The organism is Winogradskyella sp. (assembly GCF_003712105.1).
Taxonomy (GTDB): Bacteria; Bacteroidota; Bacteroidia; order Flavobacteriales; family Flavobacteriaceae; genus Winogradskyella.
The window spans coordinates 1-25,963 of record NZ_RHLG01000003.1 but is presented as its reverse complement, the minus strand read 5'-3'; the positions used below and the strand labels follow the sequence as shown (position 1 = coordinate 25,963).

The following is a 25,963-nucleotide window of genomic DNA, read 5'->3' as shown; positions in this document are numbered from 1 at the left end:
TAGTTTTATTGTATAGTGATAACAACAAAAACTATACCTATATCAAATTAAACGTATAATTTTCTAATTCCTTTCAAAAAAAAGTTAAAACTTGCCGTTAAAACTAAGGCGAAGACGTCTATTGTATTCCTCAAAAAGCCAATCCTTATAGTTTTGAGTACTGTTCATTATACAATAGCAGTATTGTTTTATTCTATATGCTATTTCGTCTTGAAGTTCTTTAATTAACTCGCGTGCTTCAAAAACGTCTTCACAGTTTTCAATACAAATTTTAGAATGCTGATCTATAGAACGCTCTATAACCGTAAATGATTTTTTACCAGACCTTAAAACATCTTTATATTCTGCTTTGACATCAAAATCAAGGGAATCCGATTTTTTAAATCGCCGTTTTAATGCATCTGGCATTGTATAGACAAAATCGCGTTCTAGAGTGTCGTCATCAACAATGTTTTCAAGATAAAAGTCTGGGTATCTAAATATATGTTGCCAATCTACGGGTTGATCCCAAGGTCCAAATCGTGCAATATTATTACCTAAATCAACAACCTGAAACGTATTTCTTTCTTGGTAAATACGCGAGCCACGACCAATCATCTGAAAATACAAAGTTAATGAGCGTGTAGCACGATTTAGAATTATAGATTCTACTGACGGTTCGTCAAAACCAGTTGTTAAAATGCTAACTGATGTTAATACCGCATCTGGAGTATTTTTGAACCAATCCAAGGTATCATTACGTTCTTGTTTATTTGCTGTATTATCCAGGTGTCTTACTTTATATCCTGCACGTCTAAAGGTATGGTATACTTCTTTTGAAGTATGTATACCATTATTAAAAATTAACGTCTTTTTCCCTTTAGAGCTGTCTTCATATGCCGAAAGCAATTTGGTTTGCATATAACTATTTGTATAAAGTGCCTCCGAGGATTTTACGGTATAATCGCCATTAATACCAATTTTTAAAGATGTTAAACCAACATCATAGCTTACCAATTCTGCTTTTGCAAGAAATCCATTTGTAATAAGCGTAGCAATATCATCACCCACGATAAGTCGATCATAATTATCCTTCATCGGTAATTTTATATTACTACTTAACGGGGTTGCAGTAACACCAAGAATAAAACACCTATCAAAGAATTTGAATAATTTTCTAAATGAATTATAATGGGCTTCATCAATTATGACCAGACCAATATCGTTTAGTGTAAAATCATTTTCAGACAAGCGGTTATTTAATGTTTCAACCATTGCCACAAAACATTGGTATTCGTCTTGGTCCGGTAATGTTTTTACCTTACTATTTATAATTTTATTCTTAACACCAAAACCAGATAATACATTAGATGTTTGTTTACAAAGCTCTATTCGGTGTGTTAAAATGACAACTTTTTTGTTTTTATCTTGAATGTATCTTCGTACAATTTCAGAAAACACTACTGTTTTACCACCACCAGTTGGTAACTGATACAGGAGGTTGTAATCCTCTGGTGACTCCTGCATGACATCAAAAATTCGGTTTAAATCCGAAATTTGATAGTCATATAGTCGCTTCTTATTTTCTTTTTCTACTTCTATTTGAGTCTCTAAAGACATATTTGGGTTTCTAAGTATTAATAGCCATATCGATTAATCAATAACCGACCAATTTTGCAAAAATAGTACATAATAACGGTTTGTTTAGGTGTTGTTAACAACATTTTAAAAGTGGTATTGTTTTTGTGATTTCTTTAACATTAATCTTAAAACGTAATATATCATGAGAAATCTTAGAAGAAACGCACCTACTGTAAATGCTGGTTCTATGGCCGATATCGCCTTTCTATTATTAATTTTCTTTTTAGTAACTACGACTATCTCGGCAGATAAAGGTCTGCTACGAAAATTACCTGCGCTTTGTGATGACTGTACAGAAACAATTAATGAGCGTAATATCCTGCGCATCTTTATCAATAGAAATAACGAAGTAATGATTAATGATAACATTGTGGAAATTTCAGAAATTAAGACTATTACTAAAGACTTCATAGATAATAATGGTGAAAATGTATGTGATTATTGTAATGGTAAACAACGAAGCAATTCATCAGATAAACCATCAGAAGCAGTTGTCTCATTAAAGCATGATGCGCTTACCAATTATGGTGTTTTTATTTATGTTCAAGATGAACTTAGCAAAGCCTATTTAGAATTAAGAACAGCTTATGCTCAAAAGGTTTATAACAAATCTCCCAACCAACTTACAGACAAAGAATTAATTGAAGTAAAAAAGGCATATCCTTTTATATTATCTGAGGTTAAGGTAGAACGATATTAATTTCATAAGCAAAGTTAATGTAACGTTAATGTGTGTTAAATCAAAGTATTATGTGTAACACAGATTGATTTGTGTCGTCTTTATAGTGTAATCAATTAAAAAATCGAACAATCATGAGAACTTTAAACAACAATCAATTAACGAGTAGAAATTCTGAAACCAAAAGCTTTGCTTGGAATAGCAAAAGGCGATACAGATAACCTTTTAAACCGAAGAACTATGAAAGCTTTATCACGAATCGTCAACACATCTAACAGTTTAGATGATGACCTAGAAAACATTAGAAGATGACTTTAAATCGCATCAGAATTTAGCAAACCAGTATTTATAATAATGCTGGTTTTTTGTTTTTATAGGCTGAGTATTTTATTTTTAAAGACCATTTAAGATAACTCACCATGCGATTAAAACTTACCATTCCTATTTTGGGATTACTATTGATAGTGTCAAGCTGTAAAACAGATAGACCTAAAACTGAGGAAGAGCTCATTGCCTATGCTCAAGAACTCCATGAGCGCATTATAACTCTCGATACCCATTGCGATATAAATGTAAAGAATTTTACGGATTCGATTAACTATACGCAACGTTTAGACAACCAAGTTAATTTGCCAAAAATGATAGAAGGCGGTTTAGATGTGCCATGGTTTGTGGTATATACTGGTCAAGACTCATTAGGACGTGAAGGTTTTGAAAAAGCCCATGAAAATGCCATGGCAAAGTTTAATGCCATACATCGATTGGTTAGAGATTATGCACCAAATCAAATAGAATTAGCAAGATCATCTAATGATGTACGACGCATTATTAAATCTGGTAAAAAAGTTGCTATGATAGGTATAGAAAATGGCTATCCGGTTGGTCTTTATCTCAATAACGTACAAAAATTTTACGACTTAGGTGCGAGATATATGTCACTTTCGCATAATGGTCATAGTCAGTTGTGCGATAGTAATACTGGAGAAGCAGATGGTGTTTGGTTACACAATGGTGTTAGTGACTTTGGCAAATTGGTCATTGCTGAGATGAATAAAGTAGGGATGATGATAGATGTTTCGCACCCATCAAAAGAAGCCATGCGTGATATGATTGAACTCACTAAAGCCCCGATAATAGCGTCGCATTCTTCTGCTAGAGCACTTTGTAATCACAGCCGAAATCTCGATGACGAACAACTACAGTGGATGAAAGAAAATGGTGGCGTTGTGCAGACCGTTGCTTTTAAATCGTATTTAAATACCGAAAAGTTTGAAAAACGTGTAGGTATTGAAGTGGATGTTGCCAAGCAAATTTTGGATTCTATGGGTGTTGCCTGGAAAGACCGAGCAGCACAAAAACTTATGACAGCTGATGAACGTGAAGACTATTATGGCTACTTAGCTGCTATGGTACCTATAAGAAAGGCAAAACTGGCCAAAATGAAAGACTTACCTCCTGCTGTTGATGTTGGTGATTTTGTGGACCATATTGATTATATGGTTGAAAAAATTGGCATTGATCATGTTGGTATTAGTAGTGATTTTGATGGTGGTGGCGGTATTGAAGGCTGGAGCGACGCATCAGAAACCTTTAATGTCACTCTCGAACTGGTACGCAGAGGTTATACGGACGAGGACATAGCACAATTATGGTCTGGAAACCTATTAAGGGTTTTAGACGAAGTGCAAGCTATCGCGGAGAGTTTGAAACAGAATTAAAATAGCAACGTCTATTATCATGCAGAATTGAAGGTTTACTTTTTTTTATTTTTGCGATCTGCAAATTATTGGATGACTTTATAAAGCACAATTGATATTATACCATAGGATTTGGGAAACTAATTCGAGCACCTTTAAGCGAATAAACAATGTGAAAATTAAAGATTGTCGATTTCTACACAAATTATCCATTTTAATACTTAACATTCATAATTAAGTCATGAGTTTTTTTATTATATTGTAGTTCGCTAACTCATTTTCTCCCCTATTTAGACTGAATTAAAAAATTATACCCACTATTGGGTATGGTATTCTTATTCAATTATTTAGTTATTGAACAATATTGTTCTATTAACATTTTAAAACGTAAAAACTTATGCAAACAAAAGCAGGTAAAGGAGAGCATCATGTCTACAGAATTTTGAAAACTAATAATGATTCTGAACCATTAACACCTAGAAATCACTACGTAGGTGTAGATGCTGTTTCATGGTTTATAAATAAAGAGGATAGTTGGTTTTCTAACAGAATGGCATCAGGAACTCTTGATATAACATTATCAAATGGTATGGAAAAATATCAAGCTGCACTGGGAACTTTTGAAATAAGAGGCGGTTCCAAAATTGCTCCTGTATTTGATAGACCAGTACTTTTAGATAGAAACTACAGGGGTGGCGGAATCGGTTTTAATGCTTCACTAACTGCAATTAAGAAAGATACTGTTTTAGCTAGTGTATTAAAAAATGCCGCAAATGCTAGTTTGGGAATTGTCGCAGGTATGGTGGATACGGCTGCTGTGACTGGACCTACCCAATTACTTACTTCAGCTGGAGGAGAATTGATAGATGGAGTAAGAAACATCCTGTCAGATCAATCGGCTAAGCATGAACCACTTTTTGATTTCAATGGATTAAATTTTAATATACGTGCGGAGAAAATATTAGGTCCTGAAGTATATTTATTATTTCACAGGGGAGCAGATTTAGATGATGAGCAATTAGATGTTATTACAGATGGAGAAATGGTCTTACCGACATACAAAGGTCAACATCTTCAAGATGGTGCTTGGTTACTTTTAAGAATTAAAAGAAGTAGCGAATATCCAAATGTTAGACCGTGGTATTCTAAGCGCAGAGAGCTTAAAGGTAAAATACAATCTTTAGTAGATGATGCTTTAAATGACTTTATTGCTAAAGAAACAGCATTAGAACAATTTAAATATACTGAATCAGGAGATGCTACACTACTTGATAAATTTGGAACATTACGATCTATAATTTTAAATGATGGCGTTATAACCGAAGTTCAAGCTGTTGCTTTCTCTACAGAGTTAAAAAATCTAGTTGTCAATGCAAGACGGTCCATTGAAGAGTCTGATAAAGAGATTTTAGCAGCTTCTAAAAAAGATATGGAAAATGTATTTAGTGGCAAAAAATCTTCAAATTCTTTAGATTTAATTATTGAAGAGCAAATAAGCGCTGTTAAAAGTATTAGAGAGGAATCTCTAGTCTTAGATGAAAATGATAACGGTGGTTGGATGGTTGATGATTTTAAAAGAATTGCAGATCAATTACCTGAAACTATTCGAGAAATTCAAAGTTTTTAAGGTTATGAGGGATAGTTTAAGAAAACGAGTTGAACCTCTTAAAGGGGTAGCACAACTGTGAGTGTTCTGTAGAAGACCACTTGCTAGCGCTTGTCTGTGACGAGTGCACAAGGAGCTAGCTATAAATTTTCTATAAGTAATTTATAGGGAAACCAGAATGTAGAGGTGCATTAATACGATAACAACTCCTTCAAAGCATTTTCAAATCTACCTTTTGCTAAATATTGCTGTTCGAGTTGGCTATCAAAAGGTATTGGTGTTTCTAAACTAGCAACACGCTTTACAGGGGCATCAAGATACTCAAAACAGTCTTCCATTAGCATAGCTGAAATATCACTTGCAATACCGCCAAAAAGCGAGTCTTCCTGTAATATAATTGCCTTGTTTGTTGTCTTTACTGAAGTAATGATTGCTTCTTTATCCAAAGGCTGAAGTGTGCGCAAGTCAATAAGGTCAGCTGATATCTCAGGATTGCTATCCAAGACTTCTAATGCCCAATGAACGCCAGCTCCATAAGTGATTATTGTGATAGCATTGCCTTCTTTTAAAAGTGATGCTTGCCCAAGCGGTAATGTGTAATATTCTGTTGGTACATCTTGTCTTATACTACGGTATAACGCTTTATGCTCAAAGAATAATACTGGATTTGGGTCATTAATAGCAGTTGCCAATAAGCCTTTGGCATCAGCAGGAAAAGCTGGGTAAACTACTTTTAATCCTGGTGTTTTGGTAAACCAAGCTTCATTGGTTTGTGAGTGAAATGGTCCAGCAGCAACACCAGCACCACATGGCATACGTACTACAACATCAGCTTGCTGATTCCAACGGTAATGCGACTTTGCGAGGTAATTTACAATTGGATTAAAACCAGAGGACACGAAATCAGAGAACTGCATTTCTACTACGGCTTTCATTCCAGCAATAGATAAACCCATCCCAGTTTCCACAATTGCAGACTCACAAATAGGTGTATTACGAACCCGTTCTTTTCCAAATTGTTCTACAAAACCTTCCGTAATTTTAAAAACACCTCCATATTCTGCTATGTCTTGTCCCATAATGACTAAATCATCGTGGCGTTCCATAGATTGCTTTAAGCCTTCAGAAATGGCATCAATAAGTCGCAACTTTTTTAATTCTGAATTAGCCTTAAATTCTTGATATTCAAATGGTTTGTAAACATCAATTAACTCGGTAGTTAAATTAGGAATGATGCTTTCCTCGGCATATGCTTTTTCTAAAGCATCATTGATCTCATCTTTTATCCCAGCTTTGAACTCGGCCTCTTTGTCTTCAGATAAAACTCCTATAGATTTCAAATGAGTTTCAAAATTTGTAATCGGATCTTTTGCGGCCCAATAATTCATCAAGTCCTCAGGGACATATTTTGTGCCACTAGCCTCTTCATGACCTCGCATTCTAAATGTTTTGAATTCTAGTAAAACTGGTCTAGGATTAGTTCGAATACTTTCAGCCAGTTCAGAGACTTTAGTATATACTTCTAAAATATTGTTTCCGTCTAAAATATGCGACTCCATACCATAGCCTTTGCCTCTATCTGCTAAATGTTCACAATTGTATTGTTCTGAAGTTGGTGTTGATAAACCATACCCATTATTTTCAATACAAAATAAAACAGGCAATTGCCATACAGAAGCTACGTTTAGTGCTTCATGAAAATCACCTTCGCTTGTGCCACCTTCGCCAGTAAATACCGCTGTGGCTTTATTATTTTGTTTTAGAAGGTTTGCCAAAGCAATACCATCAGCCACACCAAGTTGTGGACCAAGGTGTGAAATCATCCCAACAATATGATACTCTTGAGTACCAAAATGAAATGAACGATCACGACCTTTAGTAAAACCACTGGCCTTTCCTTGCCATTGACAGAACAATCGAAATAATGGAATCTCACGAGTAGTAAAAACACCTAGATTACGATGCATTGGCAATATATACTCGCTAGATTGCAAGGCCATTGTAACGCCAACAGAAATAGCCTCTTGGCCAATTCCAGAAAACCATTTTGATATCTTTCCTTGCCGCAGAAGAATAAGCATCTTCTCCTCTATCATTCGAGGCTTTAGCATATTATAGTATAAGCTTAATAGCAACTCATTGTCCAAAGAAGTTTGAGGATATGACAATTGATTTTCAGCATTATTAGCCATGAAAATAGTTTTGATTTAGTGAATCCAAATGTAATTAAAATCGGGCGATATTTTTAGTTATTAATTGCATATTTATGAATCCAAAAATCCAATATTTAAGGGCTTTTCCTTAGATTTGCATATACTAAATACTAAATCAGACAACATGGACAGAATACCTAGTGTAGACTTAAAAGATTTTTTGTCAGGAGATTCAGAAAGAAAGCAAAAATTTATAAATGAGATTGGTAAGGCATACGAAGATATTGGTTTTGTAGCGCTCAAAGGACATTTTTTAGATGATGCACTCGTTGATGAATTATATACTGAAGTCAAAAACTTTTTTGATCTACCAGTTGAGAAAAAACGTGAGTACGAAATTGAAGGTATTGGTGGACAACGCGGTTATATCTCATTCGGAAAGGAAAGTGCAAAAGGTAAAAAAGAAGGCGATTTAAAAGAGTTTTGGCATTTTGGACAATATGTTGAAGATGATGAAGACCGCCGCAAAGAATACCCAGATAACGTTGAAGTAAAGGAATTACCAAACTTTAATACCGTTGGTAAAAGAACGTACCAAAAACTTGAAGAAACGGCTAAATATGTGCTAAGAGCATTAGCATTACACGTGGGATTAGAAGAAACATATTTTGACAATTATATCCATAATGGTAATTCAATCTTAAGACCTATCCATTATCCACCGATATTAAAAGAACCTAAAAATGCTGTTAGAGCAGCTGCTCATGGTGATATCAATCTTATTACCCTGCTCATGGGCGCACAAGGTCGTGGACTTCAAGTGCAAAACCATAAAGGTGAATGGATTGATGCCATAGCAGAACCAGATGAATTGATGATTAATGTTGGTGATATGCTATCACGCCATACGAATAACAAATTGAAATCTACAATTCACCGCGTGGTAAATCCACCACGAGAGTTATGGGGCACATCGAGATATTCTATTCCATTTTTTATGCATCCAATAAGTGAAATGAAATTAGATGTTTTAGAAAGCTGTATTGATGAGGATAACCCAAAGCAATATGATAATATTACTGCTGGCGAGTTCTTAAATGAGCGATTAATCGAATTAGGGTTAAAAAAGTAATTCGTTTCTATGGATCTAAGAGATCAATTAAAGAATCTATTCCCAGATCACGAAGAAGACGTTTCAAAACAAACTGATGAAACATCCTCTAATATTTGGCTTCAAGATGACCCTATCATTTGTAAATATGAGAAACGTAAAGGTAAGCCAATTACAATACTAGAGGGCTATAATGGCGCTACAGACGATTTTAAAAAGCTCGCGAAAGAATTGAAACAAAAGCTTAGTGTTGGCGGTAGTTTCAAGGATGAAAAAATCATTATTCAAGGTGATTACCGAGACAAAATAATGGCAATCTTAAAGCGCAAGGGTTTTAAGGTAAAGCGTGTAGGCGGCTGATTTATGAGTATACAACGATTACACATTACCAATGGCTCTAGTCTAACTGATTATTTAAGAGAATTAGATTTTACAGATGATATCTTAACCTGGAGAGAGATGCTTTGTGAAGGCCCTACTGTTCCGTTTATTGATTCTGAAAAATTCTACGAGACTCGTAAATCCTTCTTAAACGCAACGTACGATATAGATACCAGTAATTATGACTTAGCTGAATCTATTGCAGTTTTGGATCAAAAAAAATATGATGAAATAAATTTATGGTTCGAATATGATCTGTTCTGTCATATTAATTTAATAGCAGTTATAAGTCTCTTACATCAAAAGGAAATTGACACACCATTATATCTAATATGTAGTGGTCGTGTTGAAGGTGAAAAATCCTTAAAAGGATTGCCAGAGCTTAATCCTGAGCAATTATTACAACATTACATGGAAAAGGTGTTGTTGGATAAAGATGATAAGGAATTGGCTGTTGCGCTGTGGAGAACCTATTGCGGTAAAGACCATAACATTTTAAAGCCTTATATCATTAAAAATTCTAATTTTAAATATTTAACCAATTGCCTAAAAGCACATTTGAAACGTTTTCCTAATCAGAAAAACGGACTCGATAGCATTGAGGAAAATATTCTTGAAATTATAAAAGACAAGGATATTAAATCTGTACATCATTTATTAGGCTATTGTTTAAATTACCAAGGATTTTATGGTTATGGTGATACTCAATTTAAACGGATTATAGATAAACTTTCTATCTTTTATGACGTGGGTATAGATAAGGTTACACTCAACCGTAAGGGTCATGAAGCTTTAATTGGTGAACATAATTATGCTAAGGAGATTAAAAATGAAATAGCATATGGTGGGTTGTCTCGATTAAATTTTCAATTTAGTACACCAGAAAACAAACTCATTAAAACTGTTTAACAATGTCGATAAAAGACTCTGAACTTATACTAAATCCCGATGGTAGCGTTTATCATCTTAATCTTAAGCCTGAGCATATTTCAGACACTATAATCTTTGTGGGAGACCAAAACCGAGTTGAAAAGATTACAAAGCACTTTGAAAGTATTGAATTTACGACTCAAAAGCGCGAATTTAAAACCCAAACTGGTTATTATAAAGACCGAAGAATTACCGTAATTTCTACTGGTATCGGCCCAGATAATATAGATATTGTCCTTAATGAGTTGGACGCTTTAGTTAATATCGATTTAAATACAAGAAAGCCAAAAACCAATTTAACGAGCCTTAATATTATTAGAATAGGAACATCTGGTGCATTACAGCCTGATATTCCTGTAGATTCGTTTTTAATGACTACTCATGGGCTTGATGTCAATGGGATGCTGCATTTCTATCAAATAGATGGTATATCAAACCCTGAGATCGAAGATGCGTTTATAGCGCACACCAATTGGGATAAAAATAAAGCAAGACCAATAGTAATTAATAATAGTAATTACCTCGAAAAGTACTTTGAAAGCAACAACATATTAAAAGGTATGACTGGTACTGCTGGTGGATTTTATGGGCCTCAAGGTCGTGTATTACGGCTACCTTTACAAGACGCCAATCTAAATTCTAAACTCGATAACTTTAGTTATAAAAACTTTAGAATAACTAATTTTGAAATGGAAACATCCGTTATTTATGGGCTTTCAAAATTATTAGGTCATGAAGCGCTATCTTTGAATGCTATTATTGCTAATAGAGCCAATGGTACATTTAGCAAACAACCAAAAGAAACTGTCGAACAACTTATTGTTTATGCCTTAGAACGCATTGTTAATATATAACTTTTTGTGAACACCATTATAATTAAAACGCTTAATTTATTCTACATTTTAGCAATATTTCTACTTATTGCAAGTATAATCAGAACCCTAATCTATCTGCTTATTGGCATACCAAACGAACGTATTTTTAGAACCGGATTAATACTATTTTGGGCAATTGCAATTGGTGTTATATTATTACGACAAATTGTTCAGCGTAAACACAAAACACTATAGAAATTTTGAAAAAGGTAAACATTGGCGGTGTTCCTGAGCACTTTAATCTAGCATGGTATCTCACTCTTAAAAATGGCGAATATAAAGATGAGGGCATTAACCTGCGTTGGCACGATTATCATGGCGGAACTGGACAAATGTGTAAAGGTCTTAGACATGGAGATATTGACTTAGCTGTAATACTTACTGAAGGGATTGTAAAAGATATCATTGCCGGTAATCCTTCAAAAATTGTACAGACATATACACAATCTCCTCTTATTTGGGGTATTCATGTAGCAGCAGATTCAAATTTCAAAACTTTAGATGATATTAAAGGTACTAGAGCAGCTATTAGCCGTTATGGATCTGGTTCACATCTAATGGCCTATGTTAATGCGCAAAACAATGATTGGGAATTAGAAAAAGACCTTCAGTTTTCTGTAATTAAAAACCTGAGTGGTGCAGTTGAAGGTTTAACCAATGGAGCTGCTGATTATTTCTTGTGGGAAAAATTTACAACCAAGCCTTTGGTGGATGATGGTACTTTTAGACGTATAGGTAACTGCCCATCGCCTTGGCCATGTTTTGTTATAGCTGTACGTAATGAGTTTCTAGAGAATAATCTTGAAGATCTTAAAATCATACTTGATATAATAAATAATACGACTTTAGACTTTAAAAATATTCCTAGCATAGACCGTACAATTGCTAATCGTTATGAACAAAAGTTAGAAGACGTTCAAGAATGGTTATCGCTTACAGAATGGTCACAACAATTAATTGATAAAAAAACACTCAATAACGTACAAGACCAATTATTAGCACTGAATATTATAGAAGAAAAATGGGACTATAAAGATTTAGTTTATAAAATGAATTTATAAACGCAACCATTTTATGGTTTCATCATCTACAAAATAAAAACTCCATGAAACCTACGTCAGCTGTCCTAATGTTATTTATTTCATTTTTAGCAACAATTTGCGCACCAGAAGAAGATATCGCTAATTTCGAATCAATTACAAACAATACAATTATATCAATAGAAGATGATGCTACGACGTTTAATGTCGGAGAAACAATAGTTATAGAAACTGTAATAGATAATATTCAAACTACAATCAATAACGAAACTATTACGTTAACAGATTATACAAACGGAGCTGAGCAAGCACAATTCGATGTATTCCTATTTACAGAAACTCTCGGAGATTATTTAACCGTAACACTGAGTAGTGATGATATAGTTGCAACTGAAGGTGATGTCACAATTACAGGTTCTGCTATTAATGTGATTAGTACATTTGACGGCAACCAGTTTAAAAGTAAATTCTCAATTACATTAAATGAAACAGGCACTTTTTATCTATCTGGTTCAGGATTAGCATCAAATAGTGCATTTGGCTTAATTACAGTAAGTATAGGCAGTAGTAATGACTTTAGATTCGTAGATATTAATACCAGAATTGTAAACTCAGATGAGCAAGCTAAATACACAATTACTGTTAACTAAGAGACCAATTAATTTCTGTCTTTTGTAATACTTTTAATGTAGTATTTGCTTTACTAAAATGCTTATTACCAAACCAATATCCACGATTGGCACTTAATGGTGATGGATGACCTGACGTTAATATATGATGCTTAGTGGTATCTATAAGTTTAACTTTCTTCTTTGCAAAACCACCCCAAAGTAAAAAGACAATATCCTTTTTATACTCACTAATTGTTGTAATCACTGCATCTGTAAACTGTTCCCAACCTTTATTTTGATGACTACCGGCTTGATGTGCTCTAACAGTTAACGTTGCATTGAGTAATAGCACACCTTGATTTGCCCATGATTCCAAATTACCGCTATGAGGATAATGCATGCCTATATCAGTTTGTAGCTCCTTGAAAATATTAATTAATGAAGGTGGATGTGCTATTCCGTCATTAACAGAAAAGCAAAGCCCATTAGCTTGATTTGGTCCATGATATGGGTCTTGACCAATAATTACAACTTTTAAGTCATCAAACTTACAATGATTAAAAGCATTAAATATTTGCGATCCTTTTGGATAACATTGTTGCGTAACATATTCGTCTTTAACAAAAGCAATTAATTCTGAAAAATAAGATTTTTCAAATTCTTTGCTTAAGTAATTTTCCCAACTAGAATCTATAGAGATATTCATACTACAAATATAAAACTATGCATTAGGTGCTGTTATCGAATTGACTTAAATTTGCACCCGCAAGTAATGAGCAAGACTATTAACATACACCAAAAGACTTTAGATGACCTTGAGTTTAACGTCGTTAAATCCCAAGTTAGTGAACATTGCATCACTGAGTTAGGAAAAAAAGCTGCGCTCAATATTTTACCATTTTCAGAAAAGGACATATTATTTAAAGAGTTAGCATATACAAATGAGTACCATGCGTCTTTTGATAATGACAATCGCATTCCTAATCATGGTTTTGAAGACCTAACGAAAGAAATAAAGCTTCTTGGTATAGAGAATACTTATCTTGAAGTTTCTGGCTTGCAAAAAATTGTAAGTACCTCTCTTACAATAAATAGTATTTTAAATTTTCTTGAAAAGTTCAAAGAGTATTATCCTGCTCTATTTCAACGCTCGCAATCTGTAGAGATAACTACTACTATTATAGAACAAGTTGATAATGTAGTAGATCGTTTTGGTGACATTAAAGATGATGCCTCACCAAACTTAGCCCAATTGCGAAAATCAATTTCGGGCTTTCGGACTAAAATTAATACAAGTTTTGCTTCGGCTTTAAACAGATATCATAACCTAGAGTATCTTGATGATATACGAGAATCTGTAGTTGAGAACAAACGTGTGTTAGCAGTTAAAGCTATGTATCGTCGCAAAGTTAGAGGTGCAATTATGGGTGGTAGCAAAACAGGGAGCATAGTATATATAGAACCCGAAACCACCTTACAATATTCTAGAGAGCTCAATAACTTACTTTATGAAGAAAAAGAAGAAGTCATAAAGATTTTAAAAGAACTTACAGATTATATTCGTTTATTTTTACCATTGTTAGAAAGCTATTTAAGTTTCTTAATAAAAATAGATGTGATCTCGGCAAAAGCAAAATATGCGAGAAGCATGAATGCTATTTTGCCAAAAATTACTCAAGAACGTCGCATGTTTTTGAGAGATGCTTATCACCCACTACTCTATTTAACTAATAGTTCTAAAGACGAAAAAACATTTCCTCAAACTATTTCACTTAGTGATGATAGTAGAATTATTGTTATTTCTGGACCAAATGCCGGCGGAAAGAGTATCACCTTAAAAACTGTTGGTTTATTGCAGGTTATGCTACAAAGCGGTATGCTAATTCCTGTACACGAACGAAGTGAAGCTTGCTTATTTGATAAAATTTTAAGCGATATTGGCGATAACCAATCTATAGAAAATCATTTGAGTACCTATAGTTATCGGTTAAAACAAATGAACTACTTTTTGAAAAAGTGTAACAAAAACACACTCTTCTTGATCGATGAGTTTGGAACAGGTTCTGACCCAGAACTTGGTGGTTCTTTGGCTGAAGCATTTTTAGAAGTCTTTTACGATAGAAAAGCTTTTGGCATAATTACAACGCATTACTCTAACTTGAAGCTTTTAGCTAACGAGTTACCCCATATGCAGAATGCGAATATGTTATTTAACGAGCGTACATTAGAGCCTATATATAAATTGGTAATTGGGCAAGCTGGAAGTTCGTTTACCTTTGAAGTGGCTCAAAAAAATGGAATTCCCTATAGTCTTATCAATAAAGCCAAAAAGAAAATTGAGCGTGGAAAAGTAAGATTTGATGCAACCATTGCCAAACTTCAGAAAGAACGAAGTAAACTTGAGCGAACTGAACGCTCATTAAAAGTTAACGAACAGAAAAAACTTTCGGAAGCTGAAAAGCTAGAAGAGATTAATCTTAAGATTCAGAAGAAATTGGAAAGTTATCAGGAGTTGTACGATAGCAACCAACGCTTAATATATCTAGGTCAAAAGGTTAATGATTTAGCTGAAAAATTTCAGAATAATAAGAAAAAACGTGAATTATTAGCTGAGCTATTTCGGTTAGTGCAAATAGAAAACTCTAAGCGCAAAAAGCTTTCAGCAAAACAAAAACGTGCAGAAAAGGCTAAAGAAGCTCAGGTGAAAAAGGAAGCTGAAAAGAAAGTAGAAGTAATCCGACAAAAGAAGAAAGCTGCCAAGAAAAAAGAAAAGGAAAAGCCTGCTCCACCAAAACCTGTACTTAAAATTGGTGACCGTGTACGTATGCATGATGGTAGAGCTGTTGGCAGTATAGATAACATTGAAAAAGGTAAAGCAACAGTAAACTATGGTTTGTTTACTACCAATGTTAGCTTAGATTTATTAGAATTAGTGGAAGGAAAAAAATGATGAAAACTATTCCAAAAGATAAACAACTTATTTTATTCGATGGTGTTTGTAACCTATGTAATAACAGTGTGTTATACGTAATAAAACGTGATAAAAAGAACAAATTTCTTTTTGCACCATTGCAAAGTGAGATTGGTGAACACTTGATTAAAAAATTTGATGTAGACACATCAAAAGTTGATTCTATTATCCTATATAATCCAAGTAAAGATTCAATAACCTACAAATCGCTTGCTGCTTTAAATGTAGCCAAACATCTGGGATTTCCAACGAATCTGCTAGTTGTTTTTTATATAATTCCAAACGTCATTCGAAATTGGGTTTATGATTTTATTGCTCGTAATCGTTACAAATGGTTTGGAAGAAAAGACGCATGTATGATTCCTACTCCAGAGTTAAAAGCTAAGTTTATAGATTAAGCAAACTTATTCTAAAGGTCATTTTACTCACCAAAACGACCCATTTACTCAATATACCTTTCAAGAATTACAACTACTCCATACTTTTATGCCAGAGAGTTTTAAGTTGATGGTTATTTTTAAAAACCTCAGAGCAAATTGTAATTAGTTTGACCCTAACTTCAGTTAGTTAGGAATGAGTTAAACTCCTTTAGAAGGCAAGTCTAATCTTTTGAAGGTATCATTGAAAAATGATAAGATCTATTTGCTTTGAGGTTTTAATCTTATTATGGATTAACAATTACTTTAATCCTTTAAGAATAAAATTGATATTTGGGTTGCTATTGGTATTCTCGAAATAAGAATCTGTATAATACTTTGGTTCTATGGCAAGCCCCATATCGAGGAGCTTCTCTATTGTAGGCAAATAAGACATACACACTTTCCCCATTAATAATCTTCCTAAATCCTTTCCCTCTGAAGCATATTTGTAAACATTACTTAAGCCTTTAAGGTACAAATGGTCTTTTGTAAATCCACCACCACGATGAATACGCTGAGTGATACTAAATGCTTTATTGCGTTCAAGTTTGTATTGTCTGTGAAGCAAATCAAAAGTATCAGAAAATGAATAGCCTTTGTTAAGACTATCAGCAGCGATAACTCTAAATGCCAATTCCCTTAATCTAAACATAGTTAAAGAATCACTCATATATTCAGAATATACGGCTAGGCCTTCTTGTGTTTCAACATTATTTGGAAACCCATTTGAGAATACTTTTAATGGCTGGGACAAACCATTAAATGTTGTCACCATATGCACACCAATCTCATGATTAGCAAGTACTTGTAGTTGATTGTTACTAAATAGATGATTCTTTCGTAATACTAAAGTCTGCGTATTATTCAACACCATTGCAGCGGCAGAAATATTATTACTAATCTTTAATGTGTATTTAAAATCGTATCGCTTAGAATAATCTTCAAAATAATCTTTAGCGAAATTAACATCATGAATAGGCTCTAAATCCGTTTCATTAACATCATCAAACCTCAAGATAAATCGCGCATTTTCAATGTCGCGTTCAGTTGGTGTACCAAAACTTTTTAGACTATTGTAATAGAACTTACGACCTTGACCAATAGTTTGTATACATTCTATGAGCCCAGAATATTCATAAATGACGTCTTCATATAATTGACGAATATCATCATCTTCAATTCGCTCCAATCGTTGCGAAAAGAATAGACGGTGCAATTTATAGCCATTGAATTTTAATTTTGGGTACTTAAATTGTGGCTCGTAATTGTACTTAGCCGAAAAGAATTTTTTCTTCTCAACAGATATGTTTAAAGGATTTATATAGTTAAGTAATTCAATATTCTTAACCAATCTATCGAGATTGGAATCAATATCAAAAATGTCTTGAAACTCTTCTGTAGTTTTAATTATCGTCATTAATTAGAATACGTTTTGTAAAACTCTTCGGCATGTTTTGGTAATTTATCTCTCAATTGCTTCTCAACTGCATCTACAACTTCAGGATAAATTATCTGATTGTATTCGTCACAATATACTTTTGCGATTTCGGTTGCCAAAACTAACGTATTATTGAAATTATTGGTAATAAATTTTAAAAAATAACCATTACCTTGAAAGGTATCATTGATTTTCGCTGTTTGCTTAATATGTCCTGGTAACGAAAGTGAACCTAAAACACTTCTCCAAGACTCCACACTATTACCAAATCGTTCATTATCTATATTGGCAGTACCCAAATTCCAAGTTGGCACTTCCCTATCCCATCGTTGCCAATTATAGCTATGCATATCATAAACAACACATACACCAAACTTTGACTCTAGTTTTTTTATCAATGCATGTACGACTTTATAAAAGTTAGTGTGCTTCTGCAGACTTTTAGATTTTTGGTCTTCTGGTAAAGGTGATTTCCATAGTTGTTTACCCCAAGCAGTTTCAAAAACAGCTTCATCTGGTATTCTGTTTAAATCATATTCAAAACGAGAGTCACAACCAGCTATCACAATTGGATGCGAAATCACCATGGCCTTAGTTTCTGGGTCTTCTTCATACCAACGGTCATACTCGGTATGCAAACAGTTGTCCCATAATTCTTTCCTAAACTGATGTCCATCATGAACTGCACCACAGGCATAATGTACATATTTGTCAATCTTTATTGTAAAAGAATAGTCCTCAGCTACCGCATGAAAACATGTCTCTGATTCAATATTTTTTATAATTGCATCAATAGATAACTTTTGCATAGGTTTTATTTTAAGATTCGTTTTAAAAATAATAGCATTAAATGCTCTCTGATATCAAAATCACCGTCAGCAAAAAATAGCGCTTTAATATCTACAAGTAGTTCTTCTAGTTTTTCTTTAGAGTAATTGTGTCTCTCTATAGAAGCCAATATTTTTTGAATACTTTGAAAGTCATTGTCATTAGAAAATTCATCGTGAATTTTTTGAAATGTCTGCATATCTACCTTAGAGATGATAACGTTGCGCTCATGATTATCTTCTTTAAGGTCAGAATGTGAAGCATATAGCAAAATATAGGCTATTAATTCGTCCTTTGACCAATTTGGTGTATCTAAAAAAGACTTGGTCAGTGATCCGTATTCTGTCCAAGACCCATCATAAACGGTTAATTTATCATATCCAGCAAGAGTTGCTGCTAATGCTAAATTACATGCTGTTATTCCTGAACCACAGCTAAAAACCAAATGGTTTTGTTCAAAATTTACATCCTCAAAGATTTCTTTTAACTCTGAGACGCTTCTAAACTTTTTATTAATTAATAGATCTGTATATGGCAAGTTTTTTGAATTCGGGATTGTGCCACTTCTCAACCCTTTTCTTGGTTCAGGAACTTCACCAGAAAATCGTTTTTTAGCACGTGCATCTATAATTAAAGCATCTTTATCATGAGAATACTCTTTTATACCTTCAAAATTAGTCATCAATTCTTTATGCTCAGTAGCAAAAAAATTACCTTCTTCGAAATCAATGAAATATTGCTGTTCTATATCAAACCCACATTCTTTCCATTCAGGAAAGCCGCCATCTAAAACCGCAACATTTTCATGTCCAAAATATTTAAATAACCACCAAGCGCGTGCACTTGAGTATATACCATGTTTGTCATATGCTACAATTGGACTATTTCTATTTACCCCAAGCTTTCTAGCTTCGTCTTGAAATTGTTTTATCGAAGGCAACGTATTTGGAAACTCTGCATTGACATCACTAAACTTTGTCTTTATATCAAAAAATCGAGACTTAGGTATAAGTTCTCCTGAGTCGTAAGATACATCTCCTGACACTTTAGGGATAGTGGCATCTAAAACAATAAGATTTTGGGCTTCTAGATGCTCATGAAGCCATTCAACTGAAACTAATGGTGATTGTATCTGAAGCATTGTTACATGCGATTAAGCTTCATCAACCGTTTTACGCAGTCTTGCTCTTCTATTAAACGCTTGAAGATTGTCTATAACTTTACTCTCTAAAAAGTCAATGACCTTTTCTTCTACTTTACGCTTATTCTTATATACTTTATTGATGTAGGTAATTCCTCCAGGAGACATTACATTTACTTCTACAAGTTTACCACCAATCACGTCGATACCCACAAAATAGAGTCCGTCTTTTACTAATTTAGGACCAATTTGCTTACATAAGGCTTTCTCTTCTTTAGTTAAGGTATGCTTTTGAACCGAACCTCCAGCAGAAACATTTGAGCGATGATCGTCACTACCTGGTACTCGTTTCATAGCTCCAACAGGTTCTCCATTAAGTAGTAATATTCTAACATCACCTTTATCAGCACCTTCGATATAATCTTGAAGAATAACATAGTTAGATTCACCATCACCAGCGCTAATGTAAAAATCTAAAAGCGAGTTAATATTACTCATTGCTGATTTTTCGATCAAGATAACTCCAGAACCTCCAAAACCATTCAATGGCTTTAGAATCATCTTATCTGCATTAGATTCTTTTATTTGTTGAATAAGGTATTCTTTATTTTTAGACACATGTGTATTAGGAATAATATTGCTATGTGCATCACCAAAGGCAGCTGTGTATAACTTGTTATTGGCTTCACGCATACCTTGTAATGAGTTCACTATGAAAACATCATCTTTAACAGAATCCAAAAAGTTAAGCATTAGTGGATCAAGTGGCGGGTTTGCTCTAAAAAATATAGCATCAAAACCAGCTAATGGTAACATTTCTTCGCGTAGATTTGCTTTATTGTAAAACGATTTTAATCCACTTGGTACTTTTTCCATACGACCAATTACCGTACAAAAAGCACTTGTTACACTATCTCTTATAGTCAAATTTGCAGGTGTACACATGGCTACACCATGACCTCTTTTTACACATTCTTTTATTAATGCCAAACTTGTATCATTCTCAGGGTCAATCTTTTCCCAAGAGTACATTATAAAACAAACATTCATAATCTTTATGGTTGATTTTTGTAGCGTTAAGATACTAAGTTTATAGAGTTTTACAAATCTATTTTACAGCTTCATAATTATCGTCCCAATTTTTTATTTTTGGTTCTCCGAGCTTACCTACAGATTTTGCAACAACCATAGATACTGTAGCATCTCCGGTGACGTTCACTACTGTTCTACACATATCTAGAGGTCTATCTACAGCAAATATTAAGGCTAAACCTATTGGTAATAATTCTGGAGGTAATCCTACTGACTCCAAAACTATTACTAACATTACCATTCCAGCTCCGGGAACAGCTGCGCTACCAATAGAAGCCAATAAGGCTGTTAGTACTATTGTGATTTGATCAGCAAAAGTTAAATCTAACCCCAATGCCTGAAATATAAACACCGCTGCAACAGCTTGATACAAGCTTGTACCATCCATATTAATAGTAGCACCTACAGGCAAAACAAAACTAGAGACTTCCTTATCTACACCAATATGCTCTTCCACACGCTCCATGGTTACTGGTAAAGTCGCTGCACTACTACTTGTAGAAAATGCTAATAATTGTGCAGGGCTAATTTCTTTTAAAAACCATAATGGATTTTTCTTTGTGAAGGTCGCCACAAGAAATGTATAAAAAACAATCATTAAGACTAAACCAAACACTACTACTCCTGCATACTTCAATAAAGCATATAGTATATCAGGGTCATCGGAAGACACAACAACATTTGCTAATAATGCAAACACTGCGTAAGGCGCAGACAACATAATAAGATCAACCATTTTAAGAACTACATCATTTAAAGAATCAAAAACATTTTTTAATGGCTCGGCTTTCTTTTCACCAATAAGTAATAGTGAAATACCTAAGAATATAGCAAAGAAAATAACCTGAAGCATTAACTTATTATTGCTAAGTGCAGAAAATGCATTATCCGGTACCATATCTTCTAAAAATTGTAAAGGTCCAGAACTCATTTGCTTTGAGGCTTCAGCAATTTTAGCTTTTACACTACTGTTTTCAGAATATGTCTCTGTTAGTTTAGTTATGGTTTCTTGTGAAACTCCATCTCCAGGCTGGAAAACATTTACTAATGCTAAACCAATAGAAATAGCAATTATTGTGGTTATAATATAAATACCAATAGTACGAAGTCCAATATTCTTAAACTTTGATATATCCTTTAAATCAGATATTCCCTTAATGAGTGAAGCTAGAATTAGTGGAATAGCGATTAACTTTAATAGTTTTACAAAAATAGAACCTAAAGGCTTTATCCAATCCGAAACAAAGGCTTTACCTCCATCTATTTGGGTCATAAAAAATCCAAATATGAGTCCTAATAGCATTCCTATTAAAATCTTCCAATGTAGAGCTAGTTTTTTCATATGCTAGTTTATAGTGTATCTTATTTTTTATTCTTTTTCTTTCCCAAAGATATATCATAGTCATCCATTGTTCCTATAATCTTTAGATTTAAATAACGTGTTCTTCTCGTTTTGTCAACTTTTACAATGTCCTCTTCTCCATAAACAGAATCTGCTTTTTTCTTGTTTCCAAAAATTTTATAAAGCCCAGCTTTCTTAACTGTTTTCCACGGTATTCGTATATAGTATTCAATATTATGACTACTATCGTGTGTACCAGAAAACTCAATATGGCCTAACGTAGATTCAATTGTCATGTTTGGAATAACTACTTTTCCTTTATCTATATCTAAACTGTTTTGAAGCGTATCGAAACGAATCTTCTTTAGATTTTTATCACCAATATAATCAGAAAACATAGACATTGGTTCATAATCTTCGAGTCTACCTTCTAAAATCTTGACATTCATATGAATTTCAGACTGATCCAAATCGGGCACCATATCTGGATATAATCTTACATTACCTGTAATTGTAGACGTTAATTTACCATGTAGATTCTCTGATAAGACATGATCCTGTCCAAAATTCTCAAACTTATAAGCTAGTCTATCTATATCCACATTTTCCATAACGAGATTTGGCTTAAAGTAAATATGCTTTGCATCGCTTCCGTTAAAATAACCTGAAAGTTTAAAGTTTCCGCCTGCAGAATTAAGTTGCAACGTATCGACGTGGATAAAATGATCTTTAGTAGTGCGCAATTCGCCTTTAATATCTTTTAAATCTATCCTGTGGTATATTAAACGCTTAACATTAAGATTTAAGGTCAAATCTGCAAAAGGCAACTCGTAGATGTTAAAAGCTTCGGCATGAGATTTTACATCTTCAAATTCGTTTTCAACTACTTCTTTACTAGGCGGTTTTGGGTCAAATTTAAAAAGGGTATCAAAGTCAATATAATCCGACTTAAGGTTTAGTGAGTTATTACTACTTTTTCCATCTTCTTTACCTAAATAATAATTTAAGTCTACATCAAAATTGGTATTGCCAATTTTTCCATTAAAATCATTGACTACAAGCTGGTCGTTTTCATAATGAAAATGCCCACTAAAGTCTTCAAACGTATTAGGGTGTAATTGCATATTTGCATTTAGTTGCTGCACATCTAAATCTATTGATTGTAAACTAGAAGCTTTATAATGCATTGAGGAATTAAAGTGCAACTTTAGGTTTTTAAACATTTCATGTCTATACTCTTCAGGAACATAATTCTCGCCTTTATAAGTAAATATGTCTTCGAGTCTTAATTTATCTGAAGTTAATTTAAAGTCAAGATCAACATCTCCGTTTAAACTGTCTTTAAACCAAAACTCATAATTATGGGCAAGACCATTAAGATGAAAGTCTGAATCATCAATATAACCAGTAAAGTCTACAATTTTCATGTCGTTTTCATCAATTAATATATCAGAGTGAAAATCGTGAAAATTATGAGGGTAATGTTTTAGTTCTGCATACAAACTATCTACAAAAAACTCACCTTTTGGCAAATGGTCAAATTCAGTAAAATCTTTTGCTAAAGCCTTAAAGGATAATCCTGTTCTTAGGTTTGTGAGCTGCTCATTCATACCAACACTATCAACTTTAGAATATCTGGTAAACTCAGCTAAGTCAATTAACTTTGAAGTAATATCTAAATGTGCATTTACACTATCGCTTGTATGATGTATAATAGAAGGAAAATCTGAAAGTGTGCCTTTAATAGATACATCTGATTTACCTACGAGTGCATCTAAGTTCTCTATTTTGGCGTCTTTACCATTTAATACCACATGTGCATTTAACTGTTTTAAGGGAACTGGAAAATCGTCAGAATCTATACTTAAATCTTTAATTTTTAACTCACTAAAATAAGCTTGATTTAATTTACTTATGGCTAACTCAGGCTGATTGAGATCTATAATATCATGAAAGTTCATTTTCAAAGCAATATTCCCAGCTGTGTTCTGAATACTTTGAATATTAAAGAAATCTGCAACAAACTTTATATTAAAATCAACATCAACTTGCGCATCAATATCTGGGTGTTCAAAATTCTTAACTACAAAATTGCCTGTAAAATTTCCTGTTTCTAACTTGGCATTCATATTAGTTAATGAAAATTCCATAGTTTCAAGACTTCGTGCATCGCCATTAGTAAAATGACCTTTAAACCCTAAATCACTAATTCGTCGTTTTTTTTGAGTGTTCTCTAAAAATGCTTTATCTGTTCCGAAATTAGCATCTATAAAAGGCATTTGGTTATTAGATACAGGACCTTTTACAATACTATTGAAATAGATATTACCTGCATTATTATAGCTTTCTAAAACAGGAATAAGGTCATGAGGAGCAAAAGCTATAAGTATATCAAAGTTGGATTTTTTGCCTTTAACAGAAAGATCTAAATCCATATCGTTTTTAGTATCTAAAGTGCCTTCTAACTCAAAATCTGCATGTTCCATCACTACTGTTGTAGGCTCTAAACTAAGTATGCCAGAAGATTGATTAAAGCTTAAATCTGTATCAAATTGAAAATGTTTGTGCTTTATGTAAGTTGTATCAGAATCTTTTATAATGTTAAGCTCAAACTCTGAATCTATATGAGCTTCTATCTGATTATCTTTAGTCTTAAAGCCGCCATTTCCCCAATAGATTAAAGATTCTATGTCTAAATTAGTGGACTCGTCTAACTTATGTACATCTAAATTTCTGACCTTAATTTTTTTGAGATGAATATCAGTGGCTAATGTACTATCAGAAGCTTCAGAGCCAGTTTTTAAAGCATTTTCAATATTATTAGTACCATCTTCATGCAACACAAAATTTACAAAACCGTCTTCTAACAAAATAGATTGTACATCGTAGTTTTTATTTAAAATATCTAGCAAATTAAAGCCTACATAAATTTTATCTAATCGCGTAATAAGTGAAGCGTCTTCCGCCTTAGATTCAAAAATTTCTAAGTCACTGACTTTAACAGATACATAAGGGAAATTCTTAAACAACGATATATTGCTTTCTCCTACAGTTATTAGCGCGGCATGATTCTCATTTAATTTAGATATCTGACTTTTTACTATTGCATCTTGTTTGGAGTAGATGTATGCAAAAATTATACTTAGAACCAATAAAGGTATTAAACCTATATACAGCAATAGCTTCCATAGCTTTTTTCTCTTTAGAACTAAATATTTCATGTACAGTTAAATAGTATTACAACCGATATATGTTTAACTATTTTCGTATAGAATTTATTATAACTTACTAATCCTATCTAGTAAGGTATAATCTGCAATAACTAATGCAGCCATTGCTTCGACAATAGGTACTGCTCTAGGCACAACACAAGGATCGTGCCTTCCTTTACCTTGCATCTCTACAGTTTCGCCTTGGCTATTAATAGTTTCTTGCTTTTGCAAGGTAGTTGCTACAGGCTTAAAAGCTACTGTGAAGTAGATATCCATTCCATTACTAATTCCACCTTGTACACCACCAGATAAATTGGTTTGTGTAGTACCATCTTCATTAAACTTGTCGTTATGTTCACTGCCAATCATTTTTGCACCTTCAAAACCGCTACCATATTCAAAACCTTTTACGGCGTTAATAGATAACATCGCTTTTCCTAATTCGGCATGAAGCTTATCAAACACTGGTTCTCCTAATCCCGCAGGAACATTTTGAATAACACAAGTAATAGTCCCACCAATAGTATCACCTTGTTTTTTTACCTCTTGCACTTTAGCTATCATCTTTTCTGCAGCCTCAGCATCAGGGCAACGAATAACATTGGAATCTATCTTACTAAAATCCAAATCTTGATAAGGCTTTTCTAGAGAAATATCTCCTACCGAAGAGGTAAATGCATTAATATGTATCTGAGACAAAAATTGTTTTGCAATTGCACCAGCCACTACTCTACAAGCCGTTTCACGAGCCGAGCTGCGTCCACCACCGCGATAATCTCGTATGCCATACTTTTGATCGTAAGTAAAATCGGCGTGA

At 33.6% G+C, this 25,963-nt stretch carries 22 protein-coding genes; 12 read left to right on the top strand and 10 right to left on the bottom strand.

Translation table 11 applies throughout. The features are described 5' to 3' along the window. Window positions 1-84: 84 nt before the first annotated feature. Window positions 85-1,599: a DEAD/DEAH box helicase family protein gene (locus ED556_RS08005; protein WP_296321870.1), complete on the bottom strand. Its 1,515-nt coding sequence runs from the start codon at window positions 1,597-1,599 to the stop codon at window positions 85-87. Between the two features lie 163 nt (window positions 1,600-1,762). On the opposite strand from ED556_RS08005, the gene ED556_RS08000 reads away from it, so the two are divergent. The 3 genes from ED556_RS08000 (at window position 1,763) to ED556_RS07990 (ending at window position 5,623) form a co-directional block, all read left to right on the top strand. After that, window positions 1,763-2,320, top strand: coding sequence for a biopolymer transporter ExbD (locus ED556_RS08000; RefSeq protein WP_296321865.1), 558 nt, complete (start codon window positions 1,763-1,765; stop codon window positions 2,318-2,320). A 398-nt stretch (window positions 2,321-2,718) separates the two neighbouring features. Further along, entirely contained in the window at window positions 2,719-4,017 is a 1,299-nt protein-coding gene (locus ED556_RS07995; RefSeq protein WP_296321861.1) for a dipeptidase, read from the top strand. A 376-nt stretch (window positions 4,018-4,393) separates the two neighbouring features. Continuing rightward, window positions 4,394-5,623: a hypothetical protein gene (locus ED556_RS07990; RefSeq protein ID WP_296321859.1), complete on the top strand. Its 1,230-nt coding sequence runs from the start codon at window positions 4,394-4,396 to the stop codon at window positions 5,621-5,623. A gap of 170 nt (window positions 5,624-5,793) precedes the next feature. On the opposite strand, the gene ED556_RS07985 is transcribed toward ED556_RS07990, so the two are convergent. Then, window positions 5,794-7,794 (bottom strand): dehydrogenase E1 component subunit alpha/beta, encoded by a 2,001-nt coding sequence (locus ED556_RS07985; protein ID WP_296321856.1) that lies wholly within the window; start codon window positions 7,792-7,794, stop codon window positions 5,794-5,796. A gap of 145 nt (window positions 7,795-7,939) precedes the next feature. On the opposite strand from ED556_RS07985, the gene ED556_RS07980 reads away from it, so the two are divergent. Genes ED556_RS07980 through ED556_RS07950 form a run of 7 tightly spaced genes read left to right on the top strand, consistent with a single transcriptional unit; the run spans window position 7,940 to window position 12,742 of the window. Next, window positions 7,940-8,887, top strand: coding sequence for a 2-oxoglutarate and iron-dependent oxygenase domain-containing protein (locus ED556_RS07980; RefSeq protein ID WP_296321853.1), 948 nt, complete (start codon window positions 7,940-7,942; stop codon window positions 8,885-8,887). 9 nt (window positions 8,888-8,896) lie between these two features. Next, window positions 8,897-9,226, top strand: coding sequence for a translation initiation factor (locus ED556_RS07975; RefSeq protein WP_296321851.1), 330 nt, complete (start codon window positions 8,897-8,899; stop codon window positions 9,224-9,226). Window positions 9,227-9,229: 3 nt separating this feature from the next. Next, on the top strand, window positions 9,230-10,156 hold the full coding sequence (locus tag ED556_RS07970) for a DUF1835 domain-containing protein (RefSeq protein WP_296321848.1): 927 nt from the start codon (window positions 9,230-9,232) through the stop codon (window positions 10,154-10,156). Window positions 10,157-10,158: 2 nt separating this feature from the next. Beyond that, window positions 10,159-11,031: a nucleoside phosphorylase gene (locus ED556_RS07965; protein WP_296321844.1), complete on the top strand. Its 873-nt coding sequence runs from the start codon at window positions 10,159-10,161 to the stop codon at window positions 11,029-11,031. Between the two features lie 6 nt (window positions 11,032-11,037). Beyond that, entirely contained in the window at window positions 11,038-11,247 is a 210-nt protein-coding gene (locus tag ED556_RS07960; RefSeq protein ID WP_296321841.1) for a hypothetical protein, read from the top strand. A gap of 5 nt (window positions 11,248-11,252) precedes the next feature. Next, window positions 11,253-12,113, top strand: coding sequence for a substrate-binding domain-containing protein (locus ED556_RS07955; RefSeq protein ID WP_296321838.1), 861 nt, complete (start codon window positions 11,253-11,255; stop codon window positions 12,111-12,113). Window positions 12,114-12,157: 44 nt separating this feature from the next. Next, a complete protein-coding gene (locus ED556_RS07950) occupies window positions 12,158-12,742 on the top strand; it encodes a hypothetical protein (RefSeq protein ID WP_296321833.1) in 585 nt (194 codons plus the stop codon). Here ED556_RS07950 and ED556_RS07945 read toward each other — a convergent pair. Next, window positions 12,735-13,409: a uracil-DNA glycosylase gene (locus ED556_RS07945; RefSeq protein WP_296321830.1), complete on the bottom strand. Its 675-nt coding sequence runs from the start codon at window positions 13,407-13,409 to the stop codon at window positions 12,735-12,737. The genes ED556_RS07950 and ED556_RS07945 overlap by 8 nt on opposite strands. 66 nt (window positions 13,410-13,475) lie before the next feature. On the opposite strand from ED556_RS07945, the gene ED556_RS07940 reads away from it, so the two are divergent. Further along, window positions 13,476-15,653, top strand: coding sequence for a DNA mismatch repair protein MutS (locus ED556_RS07940; RefSeq protein WP_296321827.1), 2,178 nt, complete (start codon window positions 13,476-13,478; stop codon window positions 15,651-15,653). Further along, on the top strand, window positions 15,650-16,072 hold the full coding sequence (locus ED556_RS07935) for a DCC1-like thiol-disulfide oxidoreductase family protein (protein WP_296321826.1): 423 nt from the start codon (window positions 15,650-15,652) through the stop codon (window positions 16,070-16,072). The genes ED556_RS07940 and ED556_RS07935 overlap by 4 nt, the downstream gene beginning before the upstream one ends. A gap of 280 nt (window positions 16,073-16,352) precedes the next feature. Here ED556_RS07935 and ED556_RS07930 read toward each other — a convergent pair whose 3' ends face one another. From ED556_RS07930 to aroC, 7 genes are all read right to left on the bottom strand, one after another. Beyond that, complete coding sequence (locus ED556_RS07930; RefSeq protein WP_296321823.1) at window positions 16,353-17,510, bottom strand: tyrosine/phenylalanine carboxypeptidase domain-containing protein; 1,158 nt, start codon at window positions 17,508-17,510, stop codon at window positions 16,353-16,355. Next, a complete protein-coding gene (locus tag ED556_RS07925) occupies window positions 17,510-18,340 on the bottom strand; it encodes an N-formylglutamate amidohydrolase (RefSeq protein ID WP_296321820.1) in 831 nt (276 codons plus the stop codon). The genes ED556_RS07930 and ED556_RS07925 overlap by 1 nt, the downstream gene beginning before the upstream one ends. Window positions 18,341-18,345: 5 nt before the next feature. Next, the gene (locus tag ED556_RS07920) at window positions 18,346-19,500 is read right to left on the bottom strand and encodes a sulfurtransferase (RefSeq protein WP_296321817.1); all 1,155 of its coding nucleotides are present in this window, start codon (window positions 19,498-19,500) and stop codon (window positions 18,346-18,348) included. A 12-nt stretch (window positions 19,501-19,512) separates the two neighbouring features. Further along, the gene (gshB, locus tag ED556_RS07915; RefSeq protein ID WP_296321814.1) at window positions 19,513-20,550 is read right to left on the bottom strand and encodes a glutathione synthase; all 1,038 of its coding nucleotides are present in this window, start codon (window positions 20,548-20,550) and stop codon (window positions 19,513-19,515) included. A 58-nt stretch (window positions 20,551-20,608) separates the two neighbouring features. Beyond that, window positions 20,609-21,934 (bottom strand): dicarboxylate/amino acid:cation symporter, encoded by a 1,326-nt coding sequence (locus tag ED556_RS07910; RefSeq protein ID WP_296321811.1) that lies wholly within the window; start codon window positions 21,932-21,934, stop codon window positions 20,609-20,611. Between the two features lie 20 nt (window positions 21,935-21,954). Further along, on the bottom strand, window positions 21,955-25,155 hold the full coding sequence (locus ED556_RS07905; protein WP_296321808.1) for an AsmA-like C-terminal region-containing protein: 3,201 nt from the start codon (window positions 25,153-25,155) through the stop codon (window positions 21,955-21,957). Between the two features lie 57 nt (window positions 25,156-25,212). Then, a partial coding sequence (aroC, locus tag ED556_RS07900) for a chorismate synthase (protein WP_296321806.1) occupies window positions 25,213-25,963 on the bottom strand: 751 nt, incomplete at its 5' end.